Raw genomic sequence first — 20,590 nt, 5'->3', positions numbered from 1 at the left:
CCGATCTAAGCTGGAGGTCATGAACTCCGGCTCCTTCCCCGAGATCCGACCGCGCCGGCTGCGCGGCACTCCGGCGCTCCGGCGCCTGGTCGCCGAGACCCGTATCGACCCCGCCCAGCTCGTGCTCCCGCTGTTCGTGCGCGACGACGTCGACGCCCCCGTTCCGCTGAACTCGATGCCCGGCGTGCTGCAGCACACCTTCGACAGCCTCCGCGGCGCGGTCGCCGAGGCGGCCGAGGTCGGGCTCGGCGGCGTGATGCTCTTCGGCGTCCCCGCCGACGCCGACAAGGACGCGGTGGGCACCGCCGCCACCGACCCCGACGGCGTGCTGAACGCCGCCACCCGCATCGCGGTCGAGGAGGCCGGCGACGCCCTGGTCGTGCAGACCGACCTCTGCCTCGACGAGTTCACCGACCACGGCCACTGCGGGGTGCTGGATGCGCGGGGAGCCGTCGACAACGACGCCACCATCGTGCGCTACCGCGACATGGCCCTCGAGCAGGCCCGCGCCGGCAGCCACCTGCTCGGCCTCTCCGGCATGATGGACGGCCAGGTCGCCGCCGTGCGCGACGCCCTCGACGGCGAGGGCTTCCAGGACGTCGCGATCCTCGCGTACGCCGCCAAGTACGCCTCGGCGTTCTACGGCCCGTTCCGCGAGGCGGTCGGCTCGACGCTCCGCGGCGACCGCAAGACCTACCAGCTCGACCCCGCGAACCGCCGCGAGGGCATCCGCGAAGCCGTGCTCGACGTCGAGGAGGGCGCCGACATCGTCATGGTGAAGCCGGCGCTCAGCTACCTCGACCTCGTCGCCGACGTGTCCGCCGCGGTGCCCGTGCCGGTCTGGGCGTACCAGGTGTCGGGGGAGTACGCCATGATCGAGGCGGCGGCCGCCAACGGCTGGATCGACCGGGAGCGGGCGATCCTCGAGTCGCTCACGAGCATCCGTCGAGCCGGCGCCGAGGCCGTGCTCACCTACTGGGCGGTCGAGGTCGCCCGAACCCTGAAGGGCCTGTGATGACGAGCGAGATCGACCTGGGCGGCACCGACACGAGCGGCACCGACGCGAGCGGCACCACGACTGCGGGCGTCAGCCCAGCAGCGCCCGAACAGGGCGCCAACGCCCGCGAGTTCGCCCGCGCCCAGCGCTCCATCCCCGGCGGCGTGAACTCCCCCGTCCGGGCCTTCCGCTCGGTCGGCGGCACGCCCCGCTTCATGGTCTCGGCCCAGGGCCCGTACATCACGGACTCCGAGGGCCGCGAGTACGTCGACCTGGTCTGCTCCTGGGGCCCCGCGGTGCTCGGGCACGCGCATCCCGAGGTCGTCAAGGCGGTTCAGGATGCGGCGGCCCGCGGTCTCTCGTTCGGGGCCACCACCCCGCCCGAGACCGACCTCGCCGAGCTCGTACGGGCCCGCGTCACGGCCGGTGGCGTCGCCCCGATCGAGAAGCTGCGGCTCGTCTCGACCGGCACGGAGGCCACCATGACGGCCATCCGCCTCGCCCGCGGCTTCACCGGACGCGACGTGCTGATCAAGTTCGCCGGCCACTACCACGGCCACTCCGATCCGCTGCTGGCCGAGGCCGGCTCGGGTCTCGCCACCCTGGCGCTCCCCGCCTCCGCGGGCGTGCCGGCGGCCACCGCCGCGCTCACGATCGTGCTGCCGTACAACGACCTCGACGCCGTGCGCACCGCCTTCGAGGAGTTCGGTCAGCAGATCGCCGCGATCATCGTCGAGGCCGCTCCGGCCAACATGGGCGTCGTGCCGCCGGCTCCGGGGTTCAACGCGGCGCTCGCCGGCCTCGCCCACGACCACGGCGCGCTGCTGATCGTCGACGAGGTGCTCACCGGGTTCCGGGTCGGTTCCGCCGGCTGGTGGGGGCTCGAGAACGCTCCCGCCCCCGATGGTGTGGTCGTGCATCCGTACACCCCCGACCTCGTCACCTTCGGCAAGGTCGTCGGCGGCGGCATGCCCCTCGCCGCCCTGGGCGGCCGGGCCGACGTGATGGACCACCTGGCGCCCCTCGGCCCCGTCTACCAGGCGGGCACCCTCTCGGGGAACCCGATCGCGGTGGCCGCGGGGCTCAGCACCCTGCGCCTGGCCGACGCGGCCGTCTACGAAAAGCTCGACGCGGCGTCGCTGATCATCTCCGACGCCGTCTCGGCCGCGTTCACCGAGGCCGGCGTCGCGCACAGCCTGCAGCGGGCGGGCAGCCTGTTCAGCTTCACCTTCGGCTCCGACGTCGCCCCCCGCGACTACGCCGACGTGCAGCGCCAGGAGGCCTTCCGCTACGCGCCCTTCTTCCACAGCATGCTCGACGCGGGCGTCTCGCTGCCGCCCTCGGTCTACGAGGCGTGGTTCGTCTCGGCGGCCCACGACGACACGGCCATCGGCCGCATCGTGGATGCCCTGCCCGCCGCCGCCCGCGCGGCCGCCGCCGCGACGCCCGCCTGATGCCGACGATGACGCTGAACCTGATGCCGGTGTCGCCCACGGTCCCGCCGATCCCTCGAATCGTTACCGCATACTCGGGCCGGAGCCTCCCGCTCGCCGGGTCGCCCACGGCAGGATAGAGGCATGGCCGTTCTCTTCGTCCACACCGATCGTCTCGAGATCCGTCTCACGCGAGCCGAGAAGGTGCTGTCGTTCCGCCGCACCGACATCGTGGTGCCCCTCGACAGCATCCGCTCGGCCGCGCTCACCGACGACCCGTGGGTGTGGGTGCGCGGCATCCGGGCGCCCGGGGCCGCCGTGCCGCTGACGCTCGCGGTGGGCACCTGGAAGTTCCACGACGGCAAGGACTTCCTGCTCGTCAAGGGCACCCGCACCTCGGTGGTCATCGACCTCGAGGGCCAGGAGTTCTCGCGCATCATCGTCACGACGTCGCACTCGATCCAGCTGCTGCGCGCGCTGCGGCTGCCCCCGCTGGAGGGCACCGAGGTCATCCAGTAGCAGCGGCCGGCGTCGCCGGAATCCGAGCCCGACCCCGTGGTCAGCTGCCGACGGTCACCACGGTGCGCCCCCGCACCTCGCCGGCGAGGATGCGCTCGGCCACCTCCGGCACGTCCTCGAACGCGACACTGGTCGTGAGCGAGTCGAGCAGCGCGAGGTCGAGCTCCCCGGCGAGGGCGGCCCAGGCGCGCTCCCGCAGCGCCCGCGGGGCCTCGACCGAGTTGGCGCCGGTGAGCGTGACCGAGCGCAGGATGAACGGCAGCACCGTCGTCGGCAGCTCCGAGCCCTGCGCCAGCCCGCACGCCACCACCGTGCCGCCGTAGCGCGTCTGCGCGAGCACGTTCGCCAGGGTGTGGCTGCCGACGCTGTCGACGGCGCCCGCCCAGGTGGCCTTCTGCAGCGGCCCGCCCTCCTCCGAGAGCGCGGAGCGGTCGATCACGCGGGACGCCCCGAGCCGGCGGAGGTAGTCGCCCTCCGCCTCGGCGCGGCCGCTGGAGGCGACCACCGTGTAGCCGCGGCCCGCAAGCAGCGCGATCGCGATCGATCCCACCCCGCCGGCGGCGCCCGTCACGAGCACCTCGCCGTCGCCCGGCTGCACGCCCGCGTCGGCCAGCGCCAGCACGGCGAGCATGCTCGTGAAACCGGCGGTGCCGACGGCGGCGGCCTGCTCGGGGGTGAGGCCGGCGGGCAGGGGCAGCAGAGCATCCGCCCGCACCCGCGCGTGCTCGGCCAGCCCGCCGTGCCGCGTCTCGCCGAGACCGTCGCCGTTCAGCAGCACCACGTCTCCGACCGAGAAGGCGGATGCGCGGGACGCCGTGACCCGCCCGACCACGTCGATGCCCGGCACGAGGGGGTAGCGGCGCACGATGCCGGGCCTGCCGGTCAGCGCCATGCCGTCCTTGTAGTTGATGCTCGTGGCGAGCACGTCGAGGTCGACGGTGCCGGCGCCGCTCTCGTCGTCGCCGAAGATCTCGCTCAGGTCGCGGTCGACCAGCTCGGCCGCCGCACCCTTCTCGGTCACCAGGTAGGCACGGGACATGATTCCTCCTCGAATCGGAGCGGTAGGGACGGTCGGAGCGACGGATGCCGCAGGGTCAGGAGACGTCGCGCCGCCAGCTCGTGGCGGAGCCGATCAGGGTGGCGACCGCGGCGATGGCGGCGAGCACGAGCCCGCCCTGCCACCACTCCAGTGCCACCGACGTGGTGCCCGACATCGCGGTGTAGATGCTCGACCCCACCAGCGCGTCGCTCGCCGACCCGGGCAGGAACTGGCCGATCTGCGCCGACCAGTCGGTGATGGTGGAGCCCAGGCGCAGCAGCGGCTCGACGAACTGGGTGAAGGCCAGCACGATCACGATCGCGGCGACCTGGCTCGGCACGAGGGTGCCGAGACCGACGCCGATCGCGGCCCAGAGCGCCATCGCCAGCAGCGAGCGGCCGACGAAGGCCCAGGTGTCGGGGTCGCCGAGCAGCGGATCGATGCCGAAGCCCGCGAGCACGGCCGCCCCCGCGCCCATGGAGGCGATCAGCGCGAGCACGCCGAAGCCGGCGCCCGCGAGGAAGAGCGTGATCAGCTTGCCCGTGAGCACCACGCCGCGGCGCGGGATCGCGAGGAAGGTGGGGGTGAGCGACTGGAAGCGGAACTCGCTCGTGACCGCCAGGGCGCCGAACAGCACCGGGAAGACGTAGCCGACCGAGGTGGCGAAGCTGTAGATGAGCAGCGGGATCTGCGCATCGGGCAGCACCGGCCCGGTCGTGTTGGTGCCGAGGCCGCCGAAGATCGCGCCGAGCCCGCCGGCGCAGAGGCCGACGTAGCCGACCATGATGAGGGCCAGCACCCACCACAGGCGCGTGCTGGTGATCTTGGTGGTCTCGGAGCGGACCGTGTGCACGAGGCTCACAGCGAGCCCTCCTCTCCGACGAGCGTCAGGAAGCTCTCCTCGAGCCCCGTGCGCTTCTGCGACAAGCCGGTCAGCGGGATGCCCGCGTCGAACGCCAGCCGCCCGATCTCGCCGGCCTCGGCGTTGTCGACGAGCACCCCCGAGCGCAGGTTCGAGACGGTGTAGCCCGCCTCGCGGAGGATCTCGGCCAGTCGGTCGCGGTCGGCGGCGTTCACCTGCACCTGCTTCGTGTCGGAGGTGTCGAGGGTCGACAGCTCGCCGCGGTGCACCAGGGTGCCGTGCGAGATGATGACGACCTCGTCGACGGTCTGCTGCACCTCGCTGAGCAGGTGCGAGCTGATCAGCACAGTGCGGCCCTCGGCGGCCATGGCGCGCAGGAGCAGCCGGATCCACTTGATGCCCTCGGGGTCGAGGCCGTTGATCGGCTCGTCGAGCACCAGCACGCCCGGGTCGCCGAGCAGGGCGAAGGCGAGGCCGAGGCGCTGGCGCATGCCGAGGGAGTAGCCGCCCACCCGGCGGTTCGCATAGCCGGCGAGGCCCACCTTCTCGAGCGCCGCATCCGGAGCCGTCTTCGGCAGGCCGGCGGCCTGCGCGTACACCGCGAGGTGATTGCGGGCCGAGCGGCCGGGATGGAAGCTCGCGGCCTCCAGCGACGCGCCCACGGTCGACAGGGGCGAATCGAGCTTGGCGTAGGCGGTGCCCCCGAAGCTCGCGCTGCCCGCGCTGGGCTGCACGAGGCCGAGCAGCATGCGCAGCGTGGTGGTCTTGCCCGCGCCGTTCGGCCCGAGGAAGCCGGTGACCTGCCCGGGTTCGACGGTGAAGGTGAGGTCGGAGACCGCAGCCACCGAGCCGAACCGCTTCGTGAGGCCTGAGAATTCGATGGGTACGCCGGTGGGCATGGATGCCTGTCCTGTCGGTGTCCGGAAGGGGAACGCGCGGCCGCCACCGCTCATCCAGCCTAGGGTGGCGGTCGCGGCTTGTCACAGGAATCCCGGGAATCTGAGAGAATCCCAGAGACGAAAGGATGCTGTGGATGGCTCCACGGGACGCCGACGCGGCTGAGCGCGAGCTCGAGGACTCCTCGCTCGCCGAGCACATCCGTCGCCGTACCCTGCGCGCCTCCGTCGGACTCGTCGTCGACAGCGTGTTCTTCTTCTTCGGCACCGTCTCGATCGGCTGGCTCGCCTTCCTGGTGGTGACCGAGTCGTTCGCCCGGGGCTGGCAGCAGCTGTGGTTCCTGCTGGTGTTCTGGGTGGTCGTGGCGTACCTACTGCTCCCGCGGGTGCACAGCATCCTGACCCTGTTCTACGTGCCCGACTACTTCATCGGGCGGGCCCGCACGCGTGAGGGGCTGCTCGGCGACCCGGTCAACGTGGCGCTTCGGGGCAGCGAGGAGCAGATCCACGAGGCGATGATCCGGGCCGGCTGGCACCGGGCCGACGACATGGGGCTCACCTCGGCGCTCCGCACCGTGCGCGGCACGCTGCTGAACCGCAGCTACCCGGGCGCGCCCGTCTCACGGCTCTACCTCTTCGGCACGGTGCAGGCCTTCACCTACCAGCAGGAGGTCGAGGGCACCCCCTCGAAGCGGCACCACGTGCGGTTCTGGCGCTGCCCCGCGGGCTGGCTGCTGCCCGGCGGGCACGAGGCCGACTGGCTCGCGGCCGGCACCTACGACCGCAGCATCGGCATCTCCTTCTTCACGTTGCAGGTGACCCACCGCATCGACAAGGAGACCGACAAGGAGCGCGACCACATCGTCTCGACGCTGGTCGACGGCAATCCGGATGCGTCGGTCGAGCTCATCCGCAACTTCTCCACCGGCTACCACCACATCAACGGCGGCGGCGACGCCATCGTCACCGACGGCGACCTGCCCGTCGTCGACCTGACCGTGGTTCCGCTGCCGAGCTCCGACGAGGCCGCGGCCGACGGGCTGCCGCACGCCGAGAAGCCGGTGGCGCCGAGCCCCGCGGCCGTCTTCTCGGAGTCGCCCATCGCCGGCACCGGGCGGCCGGCCTCGATCTACCTCGGGGTGCTGCTGATGGCGGCGCGGGTGGTCGCGGCGCTGATCGCGGTGATCGTCGTGGCGTTCTCGATCGGCGACGGGCAGCTCGACTTCCGCACCCTGACCGGGGCGCTGACGCCCGCCGACTCCGCGTATCTGTCGTCGCTCGTGGCGGCCGTGTTCGTGGCGCTCGCGCTCGTGATCAGCGCGCTGTACTCGGTGCTGGCGTTCCTGATCTTCCACGGGCACAACTGGGCGCGGTTCACGGCGATGGGGCTCGGCACCACCGCCATCCTGATCACCGCGGTCGACTTCTTCGGCGGGGGGCCGCAGATCACGCTGCAGACGAACCTGGTGGGGCTGTCGTTCGACGTGCTGGTGCTGCTGGCGCTGTCGGGCACGGATGCGCGGCGGTTCTCGCACCGTCGGGCGCTCGAACGGCGCGAGGCCCGGGCGGCGCGGCGCGGTCGCTGACCGGCGGCGCGGGGGGCGGGCGGCGCGGCGGCGCGGCGGCTCAGGTGAGCAGCTGCGTGCCCGGCGGCAGCTGGCCGCCCGCGTAGAGCTCGAGGGCCGACTGCTGGAGGGCGGTCAGGGCCACCCGCTGCGGCCACGGCCCGTACGAGATGCGGGCGATGCCGAGCTCCTCGTAGCGCTTCGGCGAGAGCGACCCGGGCACACCGATCACGCTCACGCGGCGCTCGCCGATGCCCTCCACGAGCCGGGCGGCCAGCTCCTCGTCGATCAGGCCGGGCACGAACACGCAGGCGGCGCCCGCGTCGAGGTACGCCCGCCCGCGCTCGATGGCGTCGGCCACCGCGTCGTCGAGCGGTCGGTCGCCACGCAGCAGCAGAGCATCCGTTCTCGCATTGAGCACGAAGCGCACGCCCTCGGCCTCGGCCGCCTTGACCACCTCGGCGACGTTCTCGACCGACTCGATGTGCGGGCGCATGGCGTCCTCGAGGTTCGCGCCGACCACGCCCACGCCGATCGCGCGCCGCACGGTCTCGCCCGGGTCGCCGTAGCCGGCCTCGAGGTCGGCGCTCACGGGCAGCGACGTCGACAGCGCGATGCGGCCGACGGCCTCGATCATCAGGTCGACGGGGATGCGCTCGCCGTCCTCGTAGCCGTACGAGGCGGCGATCGCGTGGCTGGCCGTGGCCAGCGCCTTCGTCTGGGGCAGGTCGGCGAGCACGCTCGCGCTCGCGACGTCCCAGACGTTGACCACGGTGAGGATCTCGGGCGCGTGGTGCAGCGCGAGCAGGGCGTCGGCGCGGTCGTGCACGAGCTCGTGGCTGGGGTGGGCGACGGCGGGGTCGTAGGCGTCGGCGCTGCCGGCGGCGGTGGTGCGCTGCGGGTCGGTCATGGTGCGAGCATACGGCTCGGGTCGTGGCTCGTGCCGGGTCGGCGCTCGTGTCGGGTCGGATGCCGGGCCGCTCAGCTCGGCCGCGGCACCCAGGGCTCGTCGGCGTGGCTGAGCCAGACCTCGTGCGGGTCGAGCGCGAGGATGAGCCGCTGGCCCTCGGTGGTCGGCTCGTCGAGCTCACCGCCCCAGACGGCGGTGTCGCCCGCGATCACGACGAGGCCCCGGTCGGTCTCGACGGTGACGATCTGCGAGCCCGCCGTGTGGCCGGGCGCGGGCAGCAGCCGCACCCCGGGCAGGAGCTCGAGTTCGCCGTCGACCTCGGTGTAGTCCACTCCGGGTGCCTCCACCCACTCCCGGATCGTGTAGTCGTCGAGCGCGCGGGCGTCCTCGAGCTCCCGGCGCTGCACGTGCACCGGCGTGCCGGCGAAGAGGTGGTTCCCGCCGCAGTGGTCGAAGTGCAGGTGGGTGTTGACCACCGCGGTGACGCTCGCGAGGTCGAGGCGCTCGTCCGAGAGGGGTTGCAACTGCGGATCCATGTCGGCGACCGCGGGGTGCAGCTCGGTCAGGCCGGTGTCGACGAGCACCCGCCCGAGGGGGTGGTCGACGAGGTGCACGTACATGGGCATCCGCTCGTCGCCGGCGAGCAGGGTGCCGACCAGGATCGGGGTCACGGTGGCAGTCATGTGGACACCGTACACTTCTGCGGCGGCCAGCGCATCCGGCGATCTCAGGCGGGGGTCGGGGCGTGGGCGGCGCAGTGCAGCGGAGGGTGGGCGGCGCAGGCGACGAGCTGCTCGCGGCAGGAGGGGTCGGCGCAGTTGCGCAGGGTCGAGGTGGGGGCGTCGCAGACGGTGCAGCGAGCGATCGGGGCCGGGTCGCGGCCGAAGCCGAGCGAGCCGCGGCCGTCGAAGACGTAGAGGGCGCCCTTCCACAGGCCCCGGTCGGCGAAGGCCTCGGCGTAGCGCACGATGCCGCCGTCGAGCTGGTAGACCTCGCCGAAGCCGCGCGCGGTCATCAGCGCCGAGAGCACCTCGCAGCGGATGCCGCCGGTGCAGTACGTGACGACCGGCTTGTCCTTGAGGTGGTCGTACTTGCCGCTGTCGAGCTCGGCGACGAAGTCGCGGGTGGTCGCCACGTCGGGCACGACCGCTCCCTCGAAGCGGCCGATCGCGGCCTCGAAGGCGTTGCGGCCGTCGAAGAACACGACCTCCTCGCCCGCGGCGCGCTTGGCCTCGACCAGCTCGTGCAGCGCCTCGGGTGCGAGACGGGTGCCGCCGCCCACGACGCCGCCCGCGTCGACCGTCAGCTCGCCCGGGGCGCCGAAGCTGACGATCTCGTTGCGCACCTTCACGCTCAGCCGCGGGAAGTCGATGCTCGCCCGGTACACCGTGTGCTTCGAGGCCGGCCCCTCCTCGAGCCCGGTGCCCTCGCTCCACTTCACGTCGAGGCCTGCGAACGGCGCGAACTCCCGGGTCTTCCGCACATAGCGCTTCACCGCGTCGAGCTCGCCGCCGAGCGTTCCGTTGATGCCGTCGGCCGAGATCAGGATGCGCCCCCGCAGCCCGAGCGACTCGGCCAGGTCGCGCTGCCACAGCCGCACGGCGTCGGGGTCGGGCACGGGCGCGAAGACGTAGTAGAGGATGATCTTCGGCACGGGCATCCGCTGATTTTAGTCGTCGGGGCTGGACGACCGGGCCCTCGGCGCCCTCTCTTTTTGTAGGTGTTCACAGCGGTCGGTCTGGTCTGCCGCAGGATGTCTACGATCGCTGCGTGCACTTCTTCTTCCGGACCCTGGTCGGCATGCTCAGCGCGCGCCTGCGCTCCCCGCTCGGCATCTGGGACGTCGGGAGCCGGCCGTTCCGCGTGCTGCCGACCGACCTCGACGTGCTGCGGCACATGAACAACGGGGTCTACTTCTCGCTGCTCGACATCGCCCGGCTCGACCTGCTCACCCGCAGCGGGCTGTGGCCCGAGCTGCAGCGACGCGGGTGGTACCCGGTGGTGGTGGCGGAGACGATGAGCTTCCGGCGGTCGCTCGAGCTGTGGCAGCGCTTCGAGGTCGAGACCCGGATGCTCGGGTTCGACGAGCGCTCGCTCTACGTCGAGCAGCGGTTCGTGGTGAAGGGGGAGGTGTACGCGCGGGCGTTCATCCGGGCGCGGCTGCTGAAGCGGGCCGGGGGGATCGTGACGGTGCCGGAGGTGATGGGGCTCCCCGGGGTGGGGGCGGCGCCGTCGGACGGGCGGATGCCGTCGTGGATCGCGGGCTGGGCCGACGGCACGCAGCTGCCGTCGACGAAGGTGCCGGCGCGCAGCGACTGGAGCTGAGTCAGGCGTCGGTCTTCCAGTAGCCGTTGAGGGCGACCTGGGCGGCCGGGAGGGCGAGGTCCTTGCGGAGGTGCTGGCGGAGGGGGACGAGGGCGGCGGCCTCGCCCGCGCCGAAGACGAAGGTGTGCGCGTCGAGGGGGCCGAGGCCGCGGAGTGCCGCGAGGAGCTGGCCGGCGCCGTGCTCTCCGAGGAGCCAGAGGATGTCGGCGCGCATCCGGAGCTCGTCGGGGAAGTAGGAGCGGGCTCGGGCGTCGGTGACCTCGAGCAGGGCGGTGATCGGCGTGCCCTCGGGCAGCTGTTCGAGCCAGCGGGCGATCGCGGGGAGGGCGGACTCGTCGCCGAGGAGGAGCACCGATCCGGTGTCGGCGGGGAGGGCCTTCGAGACACGGGGGCCGCCGACCACGAGGCGGTCGCCGGGGCGGGCGGAGGCGGCCCAGGTGGAGGCGACGCCGGTGCCGTGGAGGAGGATGTCGAGGTAGAGTTCGGCGGGGCAGGCCTCCGTGGCGGGGTGGTCGGCGGTTGCCGGGCGGGCCTCGGTGGCGGGGCGGAAGGCGCGCGGGGTGTAGTCGCGGGCGAGGACCTCCGCGCGTGGGGTCTCGAGGTCGGCGCCGGGGAGGCGCGGGCTCGGCACCGTGATGTCGCCGGTCTCGGGGTGGGGGAAGAAGACCTTGACGTGGTCGTCGGGGCCGGTGGTGGGGAACGCGTCCAGGTCGGGGCCGGTGAGGGTGACGCGCGCGAAGACAGGGGTGATGCGGGTGACGGCGGTCACCGTGAGGTGGCGGAGCGCGGGGAGATGGTGGGTGGTGGGGCGATCGAAGGGGGCGGGCATCCGGAATCTGCTTCGGGTCGGTGGTCACGGGGAGTGGGGCTCTTTGTCGGAGGTGGCGGCCGGTGTCGGGCGGGGTCAGGCGGTGGCTTCGAGCACGGCCATCGCCGCGCTGTGGCCGCCGAGGCCCGAGACGCCGCCGCCGCGACGCGAGCCGGCGCCGCAGAGCAGGATGCGCGCGTGCCCGGTCGCGACGCCCCAGCGTTCGGCGGGGGTGCTGCGCGGGGCGTCGTCGGACAGGAAGGGCCAGCTCAGCGGGCCGTGGAAGATGTGCCCGCCGGGCAGGCCGAGCGCCTGCTCGAGGTCGGCCGTGGTCTTCGTCTCGATGCAGGGGCGGCCGGCCGCGTCGGTGAGCAGCAGGGGCTCGATCGGTTCGGCGAGCACGCTGTTCAGCGAGGCGAGCACGGCGGCCTGCAGCTCGGCGCGGGAGGCGGCGAGGCGATGCGGGGTGTGCAGGGCGAAGACGGTCAGGGTCTGCGCGCCCTGCTCCTGGAGCTCGGGCGACAGGATGCTTGGGTCGGTGAGCGAGTGGCAGTAGATCTCGGCGGGCACGGGGCTCGGAACGCGTCCGGCCTCGGCGTCGCGCACCGCCTGCTCGAGCTGGGACGCGAGCTCGTTGATGTGGAAGGTGCCGCCGAAGGCCGCCTCGGGGGCGATCGCGTCGTCGCGCAGGCGGGGGAGGCGGCGGAGGAGGAGGTTGACCTTGGTCTGGGCGCCTTCGGGTTCTGCGCTGGGCTCGCTCGGCCCGGTCTGCACGGTCTCGTCGCCGGGGAGGAGGCGGGCGAGCACGGAGGGGGCCACGTTGGCGAGGACGTGGTCGCCGTGCACCTCACGGTCGTCCACGCTTCCGGCGCGGTACGTGACCGTGCCGGTGGGTGACACGGCCAGCACCTCGGCGCCCGTGCGGAACTCGACGCCCGCCTCGCGCGCCACCCGCTCGAGCTCGCCGGTCACGGCCCCCATGCCCCCGACGGGCACGTCCCAGTCCCCGGTGCCGCCGCCGATCACGTGATAGAGGAAGCAGATGTTCTGCTGCAGCGACGGGTCGTCGAGCGAGGCGAAGGTGCCGATCAGGCCGTCGGTCGCGACCACGCCGCGCACCAGGTCGTTCTCGAAGCGGTCGCGCAGGGTGCGGCCGAGTGGATGCTCGAACAGCTCCATCCACAGGGCGTCGTCCCCGAGCATCCGTCGCACCTCGGACTCGGTGGGCAGCGGGCCGGTCATCGTGGGCCAGACGGCCGCGGCGACCCGGGCGAGGTCGGCGGTCAGGGCGTCGAATGCGTCGGCGTCGTGCCCGGCTCCGATGTCGGCGAAGGATGCTCGGGTGGCCGCCGGGTCATGGTTGTCGATGAGGAGGCCGCGGTCGGATCCGGGTTCGGGAGTGTAGGAGGAGTAGCGGCGGCGCACCAGCTCGAGGTCGAGCCCGAGGTCGTCGATGATGGAGCTGGGGAGGAGGCTGACGAGGTAGGAGTAGCGGCTCAGGCGGGCCTCCATGCCGTCGAAGGCATACGCCGAGACGGCGGCGCCGCCGAGCACGTAGTTCTTCTCGAGCACGCAGACGGAGCGGCTGGCTCGGGCGAGATAGGCGGCGGCCACGAGGCCGTTGTGTCCTCCACCGACGACCACGACGTCGAAGTTCTGCACAGCGGGCATGCCCTGAGCCTAACGGCGGTGCACCCGATCTATCCTCGGAGCATGACCGAGCTGCACTCCCACCCGTCCCAGCCTGCTTCGGGCGAGCCTTCGGACGACGGGACGGCGGCGGGTGCCCTGCGGGTCGACGGTGCGGGTGAGGCGGGGGGTGACGCCGGGGTCGTCGCCGCGGTGGCTGGCGATGCGGCGGCCGTCGATGCATCGGTCGTCGACTCGTCGGTGCCGCTCGCCGAGGCGGCGGTGGCGTTGGCGCGGCGGTGGGTCGACGAGAGCGCGGGGGCGCCGGTGGATCCGGCGGCGGCGCGGCTGGCCGGGGTGCTGAAAGACCCCGACGGGCTGGGCTTCACCGTGGGCTTCGTCGACGGTGTGGCGCGGCCCGAAGACCTCGCGGTCGCCGCGAAGAACCTGAAGCGGCTGGCGGAGCGGGTGCCGCACTTCCTCCCGCCCGCGCTCCGGGCGGCGGTCGTCACGGGCGGTGCCGTCGGCGAGGTGCTGCCGCAGGCGGTGGTGCCGCTGGCCCGGCGCGTGCTGCGGGCCATGGTCGGTCACCTGATCGTCGACTCCCGGCCCTCCAAGTTCGGGCCCGCCGTCGCCAAGCTGCGCGAGGCCGGCGACGGTGCCGTGCGCCTCAACATCAACCTCCTCGGCGAGGCCGTGCTGGGTGACCGTGAGGCCGAGAACCGGTTGAACGGCACGAAGAAGCTGCTGCAGCGGCCCGACGTCGACTACGTCTCGGTGAAGGTCTCCTCGGTCGCGGCCCAGCTGTCCATGTGGGCCTTCGACGAGACGGTCGAGCGGGTGGCGCAGACGCTCATCCCGCTCTACCGCATCGCGGCGAAGAAGAGCCCGCTCGGGCTCGAGGCGCCGGGCGAGCATCTGGATCGCACCTTCATCAACCTCGACATGGAGGAGTACCGCGATCTCGACCTGACGATCGCGGTCTTCCAGCGCATCCTCGACGAGCCCGACTTCCTCGACCTCGAGGCCGGCATCGTGCTGCAGGCCTATCTGCCGGATGCGCTGCCGGCGCTCCAGCGCCTGCACGAGTGGTCCGCCGAACGTCGCAGCCGCGGCGGAGCACCGATCAAGGTGCGCGTCGTGAAGGGCGCGAACCTCGCGATGGAGCACGTCGACGCCGTGCTGCACGGCTGGCCCCAGGCCACGTACGACTCGAAGCAGCAGACCGACACCAACTACAAGCGGGTGCTCGACTGGGCGCTGCGACCCGAGCACGTCGACGCGGTGCGCATCGGGGTCGCCGGGCACAACCTGTTCGACCTCGCCTGGGCCTGGCTGCTCGCTGAGCGGCGCGGGGTGACGGAGGCGGTCGACGTCGAGATGCTCCTCGGCATGGCGACCGGGCAGGCCGAGGCCGTGCGCAAGACGGTCGGCTCACTGCTGCTCTACACGCCGGTCGTCGCGCCGAAGGAGTTCGACGTCGCCATCGGCTACCTGGTGCGCCGGCTGGAGGAGAACGCGTCGGACGCGAACTTCATGTCGTCGCTGTTCGAGCTGGCCTCCACCCCGTCGGCTTTCGACAAGGAGCGCGACCGCTTCCTCGCGTCGCTCGCCGACCTCGAGGCGGAACTGGGTTCCGCCGCTGCCGCTGACGCGGCGCCGTTCTCGGACCCGGCGGGTGACGCCGATGCGGAGCGCCCACCGCTGGCCGAGGAGGACGCGGCGCTGCTGTCGGTTGCTGACGTCGATGGGGTGCAGTCGCCGGTGGCGGGCGACGGTGTTTCTGCTGAGTCGCCGGTGGCGGGCGACGGTGCTTGTGCTGAGTCGCCGGTGGACGAAGTCGATGCGGGCGCCGTGGTCGGGGAAGCGGAGCTGTCGGAGCTGGAGCGGGAGGCCCGGGAGGCGCTTCGCGTGGCGCTGGCGGAGCTGGAGGCCGAGCAGGCACGGCAGGTGTCGCTCGCCGAGCTGCGGGCGGAGACCGCGGCGATCGTTCTGGACGACGAGGGCGGCGAGGATGCGTCGGAGCCGGCCGCGGAGATCGCGGGTGGGGGCTCGAGCGCCTCGGCCGCGGTCGCGGCGGACGGACCGGTGGGCGAACGCTCACCGGCCGGAGTGGCGGAGTCAGCCTCCGCCTCCACCGGTTCGACCGGTCGGGCTGCGTCGGGCGCCGGCGATTCGGAGTTCGAGGTCAGTGGGCCGGGGGCTCCGGGGGCTCTCGGAGCAGTGGGCGGTGGGGCGGGTGCGCCGCTGGGGGCGCGGCGGACGCAGGATCGGATGACGGGCGATCTGGAGCCGGCGGCGGCCGAGTTCCGGAACACGCCCGACACCGACACATCGCTGGCCGCCAACCGGGTGTGGGGGGCGCGGATCCTCGCGCGGGTGGCGGGGTCGACGCTCGGGGCCGAGACGATCGAGTCCGCGCGGGTCGACGACGAGGTGCAGCTCGACGGGATCGTCACGGCCGCGGTCGCCGCCGGGGAGCGGTGGGGAGCCAGGAGTGCCGCCGAGCGCGCCGGGTACATCCGCCGGGCCGGCTACGCGCTCGAGGCGAACCGCGACCGGCTGATCGAGGTGATGGCTGCGGAGACGGGCAAGACCATCGACCAGGCCGACCCTGAGGTCAGCGAGGCGATCGACTTCGCCCGCTACTACGCCCACACCGCTCTCGAGCTCGACACGGTCGACGGCGCGGTGTTCGTGCCCTCGCGCCTCACGGTGGTGGTGCCGCCGTGGAACTTCCCGGTCGCCATCCCGGCCGGTGGGGTGCTCGCGGCGCTCGCCGCCGGAAGCGCCGTGATCATCAAACCCGCTCCGCAGGCTCGTCGCTCGGCGGCGGTCATGGTCGAGGCGCTCTGGGAGTCGGGCATCCCGCGCGAACTCCTCACGCTGGTCGACGTCGACGAGGGCGACCTCGGGAAGCAGCTGATGTCGGACGAGCGGGTCGACCGGCTCATCCTCACCGGCTCGTACGACACGGCGGCCCTGTTCCGCTCGTGGCGGCCGACCCTCCCGCTGCTCGCGGAGACGAGCGGCAAGAACGCGATCGTCGTGTCCCCGAGCGCCGACCTCGACCTCGCCGTCGCCGACCTCGTGTCGAGCGCCTTCGGGCACGCGGGTCAGAAGTGCTCGGCCGCGAGCCTCGTCATTCTGGTCGGCTCGGTGGCGCGTTCGGAGCGCTTCCGGCGCCAGCTCGTCGACGCCGTCACCTCGTTGAAGGTGGGCTGGCCCACCGACCCCGAGAGCCGGATGGGCCCGCTGATCGAGCCGGCGAGCGGCAAGCTCGCCGAGGCGCTGACGACCCTCGGGCCGGGCGAGCGCTGGCTCGTCGAGCCGAAGCAGCTCGACGGCAGCGGGCGGCTCTGGTCGCCCGGCGTGCGCGAGGGCGTGCTGCCGAACTCCGACTTCCACCTCACCGAGTACTTCGGGCCCGTGCTCGGCATCCTGCACGCCACGAGCCTCGAGCAGGCGATCGAGCTGCAGAACTCTGTTCCCTACGGGCTTACCGCTGGGCTGCACTCGCTCGACTCCGACGAGATCCGGCAGTGGCTCGCGAAGGTCGAGGCGGGCAACCTCTACGTCAACCGCGGCATCACGGGCGCGATCGTGCGGCGACAGCCCTTCGGTGGCTGGAAGAAGTCGTCGGTGGGTGCGGGCGCCAAGGCCGGCGGGCCGAACTACCTCGTGCACCTCGGCGACTGGCGCACCGAGCCGGGCGAGCCCGGTGAGGGCCCGAACCTGGCGGGTCTCGTGCCGTCGGTCGTGCAGCTGCTGGAGTCGGCGACCGCCGGTCTCGACTGGGCCGACTTCGACTTCGCCCGCCGCGGGGCCAAGAGCGACCAGGCCGCCATCACGTCCTTCTTCGCGCCGAGCGACCCGTCGGCGCTCGGGATCGAGCGCAACGTGCTGCGCTACCGACCGGTGCCGGTCGCCATCCGGCTGTCGGAGGGGCGGCCGCTGCACGAGCTCGTGCGCGTTCTGGCCGCAGCCACCCTCGCCGGGGCGAGGGTGTCGGTGAGCTCGGCGAGCAAGCTGCCGCGGCCGCTCCGGGTGCTGCTGAAGGAGCGGGGCGTCAAGGTCGTGATCGAGAAGGACGCCGCGTGGATCAAGCGGGCGCCGCAGTTCGTGGGGGAGGTGCCGCGCATCCGGCTCATCGGCGGAGATGCCGGGGCGCTCGCCGTGGCCCTCGACGGCTCGCCCGAGCTGGCGGTGCACGCGGGCGAGGTCACCCGGGCCGGCCGCCTCGAGCTGCTCCCGTTCCTGCGCGAGCAGGCGGTCTCGGCGACGGCCCACCGCTTCGGCAACCCCACCCCGCTCCTCGACGGCCTCCTCTAGCCGCGGCCCGCGGCCGTAGGCGGCGGCCCGCTGTTCGCCCAGATCTGGCGTTGTCCGCGGAATGAAGGTGCCGGTCAGGGGCGAAGGCCGAGGGCGGCTGCCACGAGCGCCGCCGCCTCCGCGGGCGCCACCCCGAGGGCCGCCGCGCGGTCGGCGTAGGCCCGCGCCGCCGTCTGCATCTCCCGCTCGACGGGCGACCCCGTGGCCGCCACGAACGAGCCGAGCCGCCCCCGGGTCTCGATCAACGCATCCGCCTCGAGCTCCCGGTACGCCCGCGCCACGGTGTTCACCGCGACCCCGGTCGAGGCGGCGAGGGTGCGCACGGTCGGCAGCCGGGCTCCCGCGGCGAGCGACCCCGAGACGATGGCGTCACGGATGCCCGTGCGCAGCTGCTCGAACGGAGGCGTCGAGACGCCGTGGTCGATGGTCAGCGAGAAGACGGGCGGGGTCGCGGCGGGCATCCGCTCACCGCCTGATCAGGTTCGAGAGCACGATGGCACTGCGCGTGTGGTCGACGTTCGGGGCGATGCGCACCCGTTCGAGAGCATCCTCGAGGCTGGGGATGTCGCGCGAGCGGATGTGCACGATCGCGTCGGCGCTGCCCGTCACGGTGCCGGCGTCGACCACCTCGGGCACCCCTGCGAGGATGCGCTTCAGCTCGGCCGGCGCCACCGTGCCCCGGCAGAACAGCTCGACGTACGCCTCGGTGACCGTGCCGTCGAGCGCCGGGTTGAGCTGGATCGTGAAGCCCGTGATCACGTTGTCGGCCACGAGCCGGTCGATGCGCCGCTTCACCGCCGAGGCCGAGAGGCCGACGACCTGCCCGATGTCGCCGTAGCCGCTGCGGGAGTTGATCTTGAGGAGGTCGATGATGCGGTGGTCCAGGGCGTCCATGATCGACGAGCCTACGGCAGATTCGTGCGTCAACCCGCACCACACGCATGAAACGCGAGCCGGATGCGCGGCATCCGTCGGATCGTGCGTGCGACACTGGGAGCGGCGTGCCCCGGTCGGGGCCTCAGGACAGCACGCTGGTCCGCCATCCGCCTCTCGCACTTCACCCTGTAGGAGAACGTATGTCGACGCCCACGCTCGAAGAGACCACGCATCAGACGCCGGAGGCCCGCACCGCGAGCCCCCGCCACTACCTGATGTGCCGCCCCGACCACTTCACGGTCGCCTACCGCATCAACCCCTGGATGGACCCGGCCGTCCCCACCGACACCTCCCTCGCGGTGCGCCAGTGGCAGACCCTCTACGACACCTACGTCGGCCTCGGCCACACCGTCGAGCTGATCGACCAGATCGAAGGTCTGCCCGACATGGTCTACACGGCCAACGGCGGCTTCGTCATCGACGGCATCGCCTACGGCGCCAGCTTCACGCACGAGCAGCGCCAGCCCGAGGGCCCCGCCTTCATGCGCTGGTTCGAGCAGCGCGGCTACCGCGTCGTCGACCCGCAGAACGTCAACGAGGGCGAGGGCGACTTCCTGCTCGTGGGCTCGCGCATCCTCGCGGGCACCGGCTTCCGCAGCGCCACCCGCAGCCACGAGGAGGTCGCCGCGTTGTTCAACCGCGAGGTCGTCAGCCTCACCCTGGTGAACCCGAACTTCTACCACCTCGACACCGCGATCTCGGTGCTCGACCCGCTCACCGACGACGTCACCGCGAACATCGCCTACCTGCCGAGCGCCTTCGACGACGCCAGCCGGGCGAAGCTCGAGCAGCTGTATCCGGATGCGATCCTGGTCTCCGAGGAGGACGGCTCGGTGCTCGGCCTGAACTCCATCTCCGACGGCCTGAACGTCGTGATCGCCCGCCGCGCGACCGGCTTCGAGCAGCAGCTGCGCGAGCGCGGCTACAACCCGATCGGCGTCGACCTGTCCGAGCTGCTGCTCGGCGGCGGCGGCGTGAAGTGCTGCACCCTGGAGCTGCGCGCATGAGCGCCGCGACCGGCCAGGCCCTCGCCACCGAGGCCATCCGCCAGGTCGACGAGCACGCCGCCCACAACTACCACCCCCTCCCCATCGTGGTCGCCACCGGCGACGGTGCCTGGGTCACCGACGTCACGGGCCGCCGCTACCTCGACTGCCTCGCGGCGTACTCGGCGGTGAACTTCGGGCACGGGCATCCGCTGCTCGTCGACGCCGCCAAGGAGCAGCTCGACCGCGTCACCCTGACCAGCCGCGCGTTCCACTCCGACCGCCTCGGCCCCTTCGTCGAGGAGCTGGCGGCGCTCGCCGGCAAGGACATGGTGCTGCCCATGAACACCGGTGCCGAGGCCGTCGAGTCGGGCATCAAGGTCGCCCGCGCCTGGGGCTACCGTGTCAAGGGCGTGACCGAGGGCCGGGCGACGATCATCGTGGCCGACGGCAACTTCCACGGCCGCACGACCACGATCATCAGCTTCAGCGACGACGCCACCGCCCGCGACGGCTTCGGCCCGTTCACCCCGGGCTTCGTGCGCGTGCCCTACGGTGACGCGGATGCTCTGGCCGCCGCCCTGGCCGCGAATCCCGACACCGTGGCGGTGCTGCTCGAGCCCATCCAGGGCGAGGCCGGCATCATCGTGCCGCCGGCCGAGTACCTGCCGCGCGTGCGCGAGCTCTGCACCGAGCACGAGGTGCTCTTCATCGCCGACGAGATCCAGTCGGGTCTCGGCCGCACCGGTGCCACGTTCGCGTGCGATCTCGTGGGCGTCGTGCCCGACGTGTACCTGCTCGGCAAGGCGCTCGGCGGCGGCATCGTGCCGGTGTCGGCGGTCGTCGCGAACCGCGACGTGCTCGGCGTGCTGCACCCGGGCGAGCACGGCTCGACCTTCGGCGGCAACCCGCTGGCGGCCGCCGTCGGCCTCGCCGTGGTGCGGATGCTGGCGACCGGCGAGTACCAGGAGCGCGCCGCCCGCCTCGGCGAGCACCTGCGCATCCGTCTCGAGGAGCTCGTCGGCCGGGGCGTCGTCACCGTGCGCGGCGCCGGCCTCTGGGCGGGCATCGACATCGACCCCGAACTGGCCACCGGCCGCGCGGTCTGCGAGCTGCTGATGGAGCGGGGCGTGCTCGCGAAGGACACCCACGGCTCCACCATCCGCCTCGCGCCGCCCATCGTCGTCGAGCAGCACGAGCTCGACTGGGCGGTCGACCAGCTGGCCGAGGTGCTCACCTCCCTCCACGCGCAGCACTCCCAGCCCGCCACGGTCTAGGCCCGGGTCGCGCAAACGGCCCTTCCGGGCGAGCGCAAGGGCCGTTTGCGCGACCGCGGTCGGCCGGGCGGGTTCT

The 20,590-nt window shown here is 72.7% G+C and carries 18 protein-coding genes; 8 read left to right on the top strand and 10 right to left on the bottom strand.

Annotated features, from left to right (window positions below):
- Positions 1–19 precede the first annotated feature (19 nt).
- From hemB to ITJ64_RS06630, 3 genes are all read left to right on the top strand, one after another.
- Complete coding sequence (gene hemB, locus ITJ64_RS06640) at positions 20–1,015, top strand: porphobilinogen synthase (RefSeq protein WP_194679915.1); 996 nt, start codon at positions 20–22, stop codon at positions 1,013–1,015.
- Positions 1,015–2,451: a glutamate-1-semialdehyde 2,1-aminomutase gene (gene hemL, locus ITJ64_RS06635; protein WP_194679914.1), complete on the top strand. Its 1,437-nt coding sequence runs from the start codon at positions 1,015–1,017 to the stop codon at positions 2,449–2,451. The genes hemB and hemL overlap by 1 nt, the downstream gene beginning before the upstream one ends.
- A 123-nt stretch (positions 2,452–2,574) precedes the next feature.
- Positions 2,575–2,949 (top strand): hypothetical protein, encoded by a 375-nt coding sequence (locus tag ITJ64_RS06630; RefSeq protein WP_173182048.1) that lies wholly within the window; start codon positions 2,575–2,577, stop codon positions 2,947–2,949.
- A gap of 40 nt (positions 2,950–2,989) precedes the next feature.
- Here the strand turns inward: ITJ64_RS06630 and ITJ64_RS06625 are convergent, their stop codons facing one another.
- The 3 genes from ITJ64_RS06625 to ITJ64_RS06615 are packed head-to-tail and all read right to left on the bottom strand — an operon-like array spanning position 2,990 to position 5,749.
- The gene (locus tag ITJ64_RS06625) at positions 2,990–3,988 is read right to left on the bottom strand and encodes an MDR family oxidoreductase (RefSeq protein WP_194679913.1); all 999 of its coding nucleotides are present in this window, start codon (positions 3,986–3,988) and stop codon (positions 2,990–2,992) included.
- A gap of 55 nt (positions 3,989–4,043) precedes the next feature.
- On the bottom strand, positions 4,044–4,850 hold the full coding sequence (locus ITJ64_RS06620; protein WP_194679912.1) for an ABC transporter permease: 807 nt from the start codon (positions 4,848–4,850) through the stop codon (positions 4,044–4,046).
- Positions 4,847–5,749 carry an ATP-binding cassette domain-containing protein gene (locus ITJ64_RS06615; RefSeq protein ID WP_194679911.1) on the bottom strand — a complete coding sequence of 301 codons (903 nt, stop codon included), beginning with the start codon at positions 5,747–5,749 and terminating at the stop codon, positions 4,847–4,849. Before ITJ64_RS06615 ends, ITJ64_RS06620 begins: the two co-directional genes overlap by 4 nt.
- Positions 5,750–5,883: 134 nt before the next feature.
- Here ITJ64_RS06615 and ITJ64_RS06610 point away from each other — a divergent pair, with 134 nt between their 5' ends.
- Positions 5,884–7,332, top strand: a complete 1,449-nt coding sequence (locus ITJ64_RS06610) for an LssY C-terminal domain-containing protein (RefSeq protein ID WP_194679910.1) — start codon at positions 5,884–5,886, stop codon at positions 7,330–7,332.
- Between the two features lie 40 nt (positions 7,333–7,372).
- Here ITJ64_RS06610 and ITJ64_RS06605 read toward each other — a convergent pair whose 3' ends face one another.
- The 3 genes from ITJ64_RS06605 to ITJ64_RS06595 form a co-directional block, all read right to left on the bottom strand.
- Positions 7,373–8,221 carry an isocitrate lyase/phosphoenolpyruvate mutase family protein gene (locus tag ITJ64_RS06605; protein ID WP_194679909.1) on the bottom strand — a complete coding sequence of 283 codons (849 nt, stop codon included), beginning with the start codon at positions 8,219–8,221 and terminating at the stop codon, positions 7,373–7,375.
- A 71-nt stretch (positions 8,222–8,292) separates the two neighbouring features.
- The gene (locus ITJ64_RS06600) at positions 8,293–8,904 is read right to left on the bottom strand and encodes an MBL fold metallo-hydrolase (protein ID WP_194679908.1); all 612 of its coding nucleotides are present in this window, start codon (positions 8,902–8,904) and stop codon (positions 8,293–8,295) included.
- Between the two features lie 44 nt (positions 8,905–8,948).
- A complete protein-coding gene (locus ITJ64_RS06595) occupies positions 8,949–9,881 on the bottom strand; it encodes a rhodanese-related sulfurtransferase (RefSeq protein WP_194679907.1) in 933 nt (310 codons plus the stop codon).
- Between the two features lie 110 nt (positions 9,882–9,991).
- Between ITJ64_RS06595 and ITJ64_RS06590 the strand changes: the two genes are divergently transcribed.
- Positions 9,992–10,546 (top strand): acyl-CoA thioesterase, encoded by a 555-nt coding sequence (locus ITJ64_RS06590; protein WP_194679906.1) that lies wholly within the window; start codon positions 9,992–9,994, stop codon positions 10,544–10,546.
- Position 10,547: 1 nt separating this feature from the next.
- Here ITJ64_RS06590 and ITJ64_RS06585 read toward each other — a convergent pair whose 3' ends face one another.
- Together ITJ64_RS06585 and ITJ64_RS06580 are read right to left on the bottom strand one after the other, a co-directional pair.
- A complete protein-coding gene (locus ITJ64_RS06585; RefSeq protein WP_194679905.1) occupies positions 10,548–11,375 on the bottom strand; it encodes a siderophore-interacting protein in 828 nt (275 codons plus the stop codon).
- A gap of 75 nt (positions 11,376–11,450) precedes the next feature.
- A complete protein-coding gene (locus ITJ64_RS06580) occupies positions 11,451–13,025 on the bottom strand; it encodes an NAD(P)/FAD-dependent oxidoreductase (RefSeq protein ID WP_194679904.1) in 1,575 nt (524 codons plus the stop codon).
- A 42-nt stretch (positions 13,026–13,067) separates the two neighbouring features.
- Here ITJ64_RS06580 and ITJ64_RS18850 point away from each other — a divergent pair, with 42 nt between their 5' ends.
- Positions 13,068–17,315: a bifunctional proline dehydrogenase/L-glutamate gamma-semialdehyde dehydrogenase gene (locus ITJ64_RS18850; protein ID WP_228507716.1), complete on the top strand. Its 4,248-nt coding sequence runs from the start codon at positions 13,068–13,070 to the stop codon at positions 17,313–17,315.
- A 74-nt stretch (positions 17,316–17,389) separates the two neighbouring features.
- On the opposite strand, the gene ITJ64_RS06565 is transcribed toward ITJ64_RS18850, so the two are convergent.
- Both ITJ64_RS06565 and ITJ64_RS06560 read right to left on the bottom strand, forming a co-directional pair.
- Positions 17,390–17,776: a GntR family transcriptional regulator gene (locus tag ITJ64_RS06565; RefSeq protein WP_194679903.1), complete on the bottom strand. Its 387-nt coding sequence runs from the start codon at positions 17,774–17,776 to the stop codon at positions 17,390–17,392.
- A gap of 4 nt (positions 17,777–17,780) precedes the next feature.
- Positions 17,781–18,209, bottom strand: coding sequence for an Lrp/AsnC family transcriptional regulator (locus tag ITJ64_RS06560; RefSeq protein ID WP_194679902.1), 429 nt, complete (start codon positions 18,207–18,209; stop codon positions 17,781–17,783).
- Positions 18,210–18,391: 182 nt separating this feature from the next.
- Here ITJ64_RS06560 and ddaH point away from each other — a divergent pair, with 182 nt between their 5' ends.
- On the top strand, positions 18,392–19,258 hold the full coding sequence (ddaH, locus tag ITJ64_RS06555) for a dimethylargininase (protein WP_194679901.1): 867 nt from the start codon (positions 18,392–18,394) through the stop codon (positions 19,256–19,258).
- Entirely contained in the window at positions 19,255–20,514 is a 1,260-nt protein-coding gene (rocD, locus tag ITJ64_RS06550; RefSeq protein WP_194679900.1) for an ornithine--oxo-acid transaminase, read from the top strand. Before ddaH ends, rocD begins: the two co-directional genes overlap by 4 nt.
- Positions 20,515–20,590: the final 76 nt, after the last annotated feature.

This window comes from Herbiconiux sp. VKM Ac-1786, from assembly GCF_015350805.1.
Taxonomy (GTDB): Bacteria; Actinomycetota; Actinomycetes; order Actinomycetales; family Microbacteriaceae; genus Herbiconiux.
The sequence above is the reverse complement of the archived record's forward strand: the minus strand, read 5'-3'. Positions and strand labels throughout refer to the sequence as shown.

Bases quoted from the DNA above. Each gene is read 5' to 3' on its own strand.
- ITJ64_RS06600 (WP_194679908.1), bottom strand. From the start codon at position 8,904: ATGACTGCCACCGTGACCCCGATCCTGGTCGGCACCCTGCTCGCCGGC.
- ITJ64_RS06605 (WP_194679909.1), bottom strand. From the start codon at position 8,221: ATGACCGACCCGCAGCGCACCACCGCCGCCGGCAGCGCCGACGCCTAC.
- ITJ64_RS06585 (WP_194679905.1), bottom strand. From the start codon at position 11,375: ATGCCCGCCCCCTTCGATCGCCCCACCACCCACCATCTCCCCGCGCTC.
- hemB (WP_194679915.1), top strand. From the start codon at position 20: ATGAACTCCGGCTCCTTCCCCGAGATCCGACCGCGCCGGCTGCGCGGC.
- ITJ64_RS06610 (WP_194679910.1), top strand. From the start codon at position 5,884: ATGGCTCCACGGGACGCCGACGCGGCTGAGCGCGAGCTCGAGGACTCC.
- ITJ64_RS06580 (WP_194679904.1), bottom strand. From the start codon at position 13,025: ATGCCCGCTGTGCAGAACTTCGACGTCGTGGTCGTCGGTGGAGGACAC.
- rocD (WP_194679900.1), top strand. From the start codon at position 19,255: ATGAGCGCCGCGACCGGCCAGGCCCTCGCCACCGAGGCCATCCGCCAG.
- ITJ64_RS06560 (WP_194679902.1), bottom strand. From the start codon at position 18,209: ATGGACGCCCTGGACCACCGCATCATCGACCTCCTCAAGATCAACTCC.
- ITJ64_RS06595 (WP_194679907.1), bottom strand. From the start codon at position 9,881: ATGCCCGTGCCGAAGATCATCCTCTACTACGTCTTCGCGCCCGTGCCC.
- hemL (WP_194679914.1), top strand. From the start codon at position 1,015: ATGACGAGCGAGATCGACCTGGGCGGCACCGACACGAGCGGCACCGAC.
- ddaH (WP_194679901.1), top strand. From the start codon at position 18,392: ATGTCGACGCCCACGCTCGAAGAGACCACGCATCAGACGCCGGAGGCC.
- ITJ64_RS06615 (WP_194679911.1), bottom strand. From the start codon at position 5,749: ATGCCCACCGGCGTACCCATCGAATTCTCAGGCCTCACGAAGCGGTTC.
- ITJ64_RS06565 (WP_194679903.1), bottom strand. From the start codon at position 17,776: ATGCCCGCCGCGACCCCGCCCGTCTTCTCGCTGACCATCGACCACGGC.
- ITJ64_RS18850 (WP_228507716.1), top strand. From the start codon at position 13,068: ATGACCGAGCTGCACTCCCACCCGTCCCAGCCTGCTTCGGGCGAGCCT.
- ITJ64_RS06625 (WP_194679913.1), bottom strand. From the start codon at position 3,988: ATGTCCCGTGCCTACCTGGTGACCGAGAAGGGTGCGGCGGCCGAGCTG.
- ITJ64_RS06630 (WP_173182048.1), top strand. From the start codon at position 2,575: ATGGCCGTTCTCTTCGTCCACACCGATCGTCTCGAGATCCGTCTCACG.